The following is a 5504-nucleotide window of genomic DNA, read 5'->3' on the forward strand; positions in this document are numbered from 1 at the left end:
AATACTGCTATAGGCCTACGCGATCAAGCACTGGCTACCTTAGTAGAGCACATAGGCCTGCCGACACCACCCACCCCCGACTGTCAGCCGATCGTGGTGGTGAACTCCCTGAATTGGCAGCGATCAGAGGTTGTACAGATTGACAGTTTAGATGTTCCCGATGGTCAGGTCATGGGTATAGATGGACAGGTGATCCCCTCTCAACGACTCAGTAATGGCCACCTAGCCTTCGTTGCCGAGAACATTCCACCCGTAGGGTATCGGCTATTTTGGTGGCGACCCCAAGATAATGCTACAACTGGTAACACCGTCGCAACCCCTGACCCTCATCTGTATGTCCTTGATAATGACTACTTACGGATTCATGTGGATCCAGTAACTGGAGATCTTGCTAGTGTCTTTGATAAAACCCAGCAACGGCAGGTGCTTAGTGGTGCTGGTAACCAACTGCAAGCCTTTGTAGATCAGCACAAATATTGGGATGCCTGGAACATAGACCCTGACTATGAACAGCATCCTCTGCCTCCTAGTGAGTTGCAGTCCATCAGCTGGATCGATTGTGGCTCTGTCTGTCAACGGTTACGGGTGGTGCGAACGATTGCTAACTCTACCCTGCAACAGGACTATGTGTTGGAGGCTAGTTCCCCTTGGCTGCGCATCGAGACGATCGCCGACTGGCAAGATTACCACTTGATCCTCAAAGCAGCCTTTCCGCTGGCTATCCAAGCCGACTATGCCACCTACGAGATTCCCTGCGGTGCTATCCAGCGTCCTACTCAGTCCACAGATCCAAGACAAGCGGCCAAGTGGGAGGTTCCTGCCTTGCGCTGGGCAGATCTAGCCGGTGTCAGTATCCTTAACAACTGCAAATATGCCTACGACAGTAAGCCCAACCAGCTACGGTTAACTCTGCTGCGCGGCTCCTGCTGGCCTGATCCCAGTGCGGATATTGGTCGTCACGAGTTTGCCTATGCCCTCTATCCCCATGCGGGTGACTGGCGAGCAGCCCAGACCGTGCAGCACGGCTATGCATTTAACCAGCCCTTACAAGTAGTGGTTGTTCCGACACTACAGCAAGGTATGACTCAGAAACCACTACCACCTGAAGCTTGTCTACTAGACTTACAAGCTAATAATCTGGTGCTGACGGCCCTTAAACCCTGTGAAGAAAATGCAACGCAGTGGATCTTGCGCTGCTATGAAGCTCACGGTCAAGGGGCTAATATGCATCTCACTAGTGACTTGGGCCTAGAGGTCGTTGATCGTGTTGATCTATTGGAGCGATCGCTGTCCCAGTCCCCGCAGAGTGCTATAGACTCCTGCTCTGTGTCCATCGCACCCTGGCAAATTGCGACTCTGGTCATCAAGGTTGCCACTCATCAAGGTTGTACTACGGCATCAAAATAAGCTGCTCATAGCACGTCCTAAGTTCTGGGGTTGCAGCGCATCGACCGCAGCCGTTGGTTCATAACCACAGTGCACCATACAGTCAGCACATTGAGGGTTACCGCTAGCTCGTCCATAGTTTTCCCATGCGGTCTTATCCAGCAGCTCTTGGAAGGTGGCATAGTGTCCTTCGTTCAGTAAGTAGCAAGGCTTTTGCCAGCCCAACACGCTGTAGCTAGGGCTACCCCAAGGTGTGCACTCATAGTCTTTTTCACCCATGAGAAAATCTAGAAATAGGGGATTATGGTTAAAGTTCCAGGCTTTTTCTCCAGCCTTGAAGGGGGATAGAATTTCCCGAAACAGAGCACGGGTTTGTTCGCGTTTGAGGAAATGATCCTGGTCAGGTGCCCACTTGTAGCTGTAGCCAGGAGAGATCATCATGCCATCTACCCCCAAGTCAGTCAGGAAATCAAAGAAGGTTTGCATTTCTCTGGGATCTGCACCGTCAAAGATGGTCGTGTTTGTGGTTACACGGAATCCCCTAGCCTTAGCAGCCCGAATAGCACTAACAGCGATGTCAAAAACACCCTTACGATCGACACAGTGATCATGCCAATCTCGCAATCCGTCTAGATGCACACTAAAGGTGAGATAGGGTGAAGGCTGAAACTTATCTAAGCTTTTTTCTAGCAGTAGCCCATTAGTACAGAGGTAAACAAACTTGCGCCGAGCTACTAGCCCATCAACGATTTCGTCAATTTGGGGATGGAGCAGTGGCTCACCACCAGGAATGGAAACTACTGGTGCACCGCACTCCTCAACTGCTGCAAAGCATTCCTCTGGAGTAAGGTTTCTTTTTAGGATCTCAACCGGATGCTGAATCTTGCCACAGCCAGAGCAGGCTAGATTGCAACGAAACAGAGGCTCCAGCATGAGCACTAGTGGAAAGCGCTTTCGCCCCTTGAGCCGCTGGGTCAAAATGTAGGTGCCAACAGCGATCGCCTGCTGTAGTTGAATAGCCATAACAATATTCGCTCTCCTCACACACAGTTAATCAACGGTCTTCTCTGATTAAACCGTATGTTTCAGCAAAATAGCTGGTATGCAGATGGCCGATTCGTCAATAGTTGACTGATTTAGAGAATTAGGGAGGAATTATGCACCATTGCGAGCAGACACCTCAGCCGCCATTTCTGCTAGCCGTTCCTGCTGATCCTGGGCAATGCAAGATTGAATAATGGTCTCTAGGTCACCACTTAAGACTTCCTCCAGAGAGAAATTTTGACCTAGCCGATGGTCTGTTACACGGTTATCTTTGTAATTATAGGTACGGATTTTTTCCGACCGCGCACCCGTGCCTACCTGAGAGCGCCGCATGGAAGTCACGGCTTCCTGTTGTTCTCGCAGCTTAATTTCGTAGAGCTTGGCACGCAAAATCTGCATAGCCCGTTCTCGGTTTTGCAACTGCGATCGTTCCTCTGTACAAAACACGCGAATGCCCGTGGGCTTATGGATCAAATCGACGGCTGTTTCCACCTTGTTGACATTTTGTCCACCAGCTCCACCTGATCGAGCCGTAGTCAACTCAATGTCCTTAGGGTCAATTTGAATCTCTACCTCATCTACCTCTGGCATTACTGCTACAGTTGCCGTTGAAGTGTGGACTCGCCCTGAGGCTTCTGTAGCTGGCACCCGTTGAACTCGATGTACTCCCGCTTCAAACTTCAACTTGCTATACACCTGATCGCCCTGAATCTCCAGAATAGCTTCCTTAAAGCCACCCATTTCCCCTGGAGACTCGCTCAGCAACTTTACTCGCCAGTGTTGGCTCTCGGCATAGCGTGAATACATGCGAACTAGATCTCCGGCCCAAATACTTGCCTCATCCCCGCCTGTCCCTGCCCGAATTTCCAGCATAATATTCTTGTCATCATTGGGATCACGGGGCAGGAGTAAGATTTTTAACTGCTGCTCTAGATGCTCGGCTTTAGCCTCTAGATCCTTGACCTCTTGAGCTGCTATCTGCTGAAACTCTGGATCGCTTGCTGACTCTTTCAAAACTTGCTGGGCACCCTTGAGTTCATCTTGAACCGACTTCCACAGGTCATAGGTGTTAACAACATCTTCTAGGGACGATCGTAACTTCGCCACCCGCTGAAACTCACTCGGATCAGAAGCAGTATCAGGATCTGCCAACCGCCGAGTTAGGTCGTTAAAGGTATGCTCAACAGATTGTAGTTTCTCTAGTAAATAAGCCTCAGCCATAACAACGCCTCAACAGCGTCAACGATAGTAGTCTAAAGCACTAACGACGTTTCCTCTTGCCACCAGATTTCTTATCATCTGCTGGGCTAGCATCTCCCTCCATCATGCCGTATTTCCGCAGGAAGCGTTCCACACGACCTTCAGTATCAATAATCTTTTGGGTGCCTGTGTAAAATGGATGATTACCTGACCAAACATCAACATCTAATCTGGGTCGCGTAGAACCTACCTTCATCACCAGTTCACCATTACAATAAACCTCCGCCTCTGGGTACCATTGAGGGTGAATGTCAGGTTTTGGCATAATTAGCTCCTTGTAGTCGTTTGTTGCCAATAGTCAATCATCGTATGGAATAGGCAGTGTAGCCAACCCGCTTGATAAATAGTGCAGTGAGAACAGGACTGGCGTAAATGCCTGTGGATCAACGCTTAGAGTATTGAGGTGCTTTCCGGGCTTTCCGCAAGCCATATTTGCGCCGTTCCTTAGCCCGGGGATCACGAGTTAAATAGCCTTCCACCTTCAAGGGCTTCCGATTCTCTGGATCCAACTCACACAACGCTCTTGCTACACCCAACCGGATAGAATCTGCCTGTCCCGTTAGACCACCCCCATGGGCGTTGACCAGCACGTCGTACTCGTTCTCTAGCCCTAGAGTTTCCAACGGAGCCTTGGCGGCAGACAGATAGGACGGGTTAAACTGCAAGTACTCATTCCCCGGCCTGCCGTTAATCACGAGTTGTCCAGTACCAGGAACCAGCCTAACTCTGGCCACTGAAGACTTACGACGACCTGTTCCCCAATATACAACCCGGTTTGACTGATCTGTTGCCTGCATCCGCCTTGCTCTTCAATAAACTCAACACTACTTGTAGGTGCGATCTGCTATTGTAACAGCTTGCTCATAGAACTGCTAAACAATCTCTTGCTAAGGAATGGTCTGAATTTTCAGCTCTACAGGTTGTTGCGCTTGATGGGGATGATTAGGCCCCGCATAAACCTTTAGCTTTGTGAATAACTGGCGACCCAGGGTGTTTTTGGGTAACATGCGCTGGACAGCCAGTTCAATAATCCGTTCTGGCAGACGAGCTTGTAACTTGGTAAAGTTCTCTACTTTCATGCCACCTGGTCTACCAGAATGCCGACGATAGACTTTTTGGCTACGCTTTCTGCCCGTTACGGTTACTTTTTCAGCATTAACTACAATCACAAAGTCGCCAACATCAAGATGGGGAGTGTACGTTGGCTTCCGCTTGCCTCTTAAAATCATGGCAATCTCTGTAGCAAGACGACCAAGACGTTGATCAGCAGCGTCAATGACGTACCAATTGCGCTCTAGAGAATCCTGCGATGGCAGGTAGGTTTTATTCATGGGTAACTCCCCCTTGCTTTACATTAAATATTGAGTGATGGTGCAGTTATGGTGTCAATAGGTTATAACGATGTGAATACTGTTGACGATCGTCACTTGTCTGATGATTCAATAAAAACTTGGGTTGGGTGTCAAACCATGTCTCAGTCTTAAATGGACAGTTTGGGTAACCAACCCTGAGCAAGCAAAGGCCCTTAGCTGGTGCGGAGTATTTCACTTGATCTCGACGTTCCATCTTCCAGATCTGAGTAAAGTCGAGAGGCGATCGTAGACCCTCACCGACCTGAACCAACAATCCCACCAAAAGACGCATCATACCATATAAAAAGCCGCTTGCTTGCACTTCGATGTAAATAAATTCGCCCTGGCGATTACACTCGGCTGCCTGTACTTCAACCCAAGCGTGGGAACGTTTGGAGCCACTCCGTTGGAATGCGGCGAGGTGATGTCGTCCTAGCAAAGGGTTGAGTGCAGCTTGCATGA

Annotated in this window: 7 protein-coding genes; 1 reads left to right on the plus strand and 6 read right to left on the minus strand. The window is 49.4% G+C overall.

Features of this window, described 5'->3' with window-relative positions; translation table 11 throughout:
• Positions 1–1407, plus strand: a 1407-nt coding sequence (locus tag NZ772_04860) for a glycosyl hydrolase-related protein (GenBank protein MCS6812890.1), incomplete at its 5' end; no start/stop codon positions are given.
• Here the strand turns inward: NZ772_04860 and hpnH are convergent.
• From hpnH to NZ772_04890, 6 genes are all read right to left on the minus strand, one after another.
• Complete coding sequence (gene hpnH / locus NZ772_04865) at positions 1399–2409, minus strand: adenosyl-hopene transferase HpnH (GenBank protein ID MCS6812891.1); 1011 nt, start codon at positions 2407–2409, stop codon at positions 1399–1401. The two genes, NZ772_04860 and hpnH, sit on opposite strands and share 9 nt — an antisense overlap.
• A 132-nt stretch (positions 2410–2541) precedes the next feature.
• Positions 2542–3651, minus strand: coding sequence for a peptide chain release factor 1 (prfA, locus tag NZ772_04870; protein ID MCS6812892.1), 1110 nt, complete (start codon positions 3649–3651; stop codon positions 2542–2544).
• Positions 3652–3691: 40 nt separating this feature from the next.
• Positions 3692–3955 carry a 50S ribosomal protein L31 gene (rpmE, locus tag NZ772_04875; protein MCS6812893.1) on the minus strand — a complete coding sequence of 88 codons (264 nt, stop codon included), beginning with the start codon at positions 3953–3955 and terminating at the stop codon, positions 3692–3694.
• A 118-nt stretch (positions 3956–4073) separates the two neighbouring features.
• Positions 4074–4487 (minus strand): 30S ribosomal protein S9, encoded by a 414-nt coding sequence (gene rpsI / locus NZ772_04880; GenBank protein ID MCS6812894.1) that lies wholly within the window; start codon positions 4485–4487, stop codon positions 4074–4076.
• A gap of 90 nt (positions 4488–4577) precedes the next feature.
• Positions 4578–5021 (minus strand): 50S ribosomal protein L13, encoded by a 444-nt coding sequence (gene rplM / locus NZ772_04885; protein ID MCS6812895.1) that lies wholly within the window; start codon positions 5019–5021, stop codon positions 4578–4580.
• A gap of 46 nt (positions 5022–5067) precedes the next feature.
• Positions 5068–5504 (minus strand): tRNA pseudouridine(38-40) synthase TruA (locus tag NZ772_04890; GenBank protein MCS6812896.1); only part of this gene is annotated, 437 nt, incomplete at its 5' end.

It is taken from the genome of Cyanobacteriota bacterium, from assembly GCA_025054735.1.
Taxonomy (GTDB): domain Bacteria; phylum Cyanobacteriota; class Cyanobacteriia; order SKYG9; family SKYG9; genus SKYG9.

Bases quoted from the DNA above. Each gene is read 5' to 3' on its own strand.
- rpmE (MCS6812893.1), bottom strand. From the start codon at position 3,955: ATGCCAAAACCTGACATTCACCCTCAATGGTACCCAGAGGCGGAGGTT.
- hpnH (MCS6812891.1), bottom strand. From the start codon at position 2,409: ATGGCTATTCAACTACAGCAGGCGATCGCTGTTGGCACCTACATTTTG.
- rplM (MCS6812895.1), bottom strand. From the start codon at position 5,021: ATGAATAAAACCTACCTGCCATCGCAGGATTCTCTAGAGCGCAATTGG.
- rpsI (MCS6812894.1), bottom strand. From the start codon at position 4,487: ATGCAGGCAACAGATCAGTCAAACCGGGTTGTATATTGGGGAACAGGT.
- prfA (MCS6812892.1), bottom strand. From the start codon at position 3,651: ATGGCTGAGGCTTATTTACTAGAGAAACTACAATCTGTTGAGCATACC.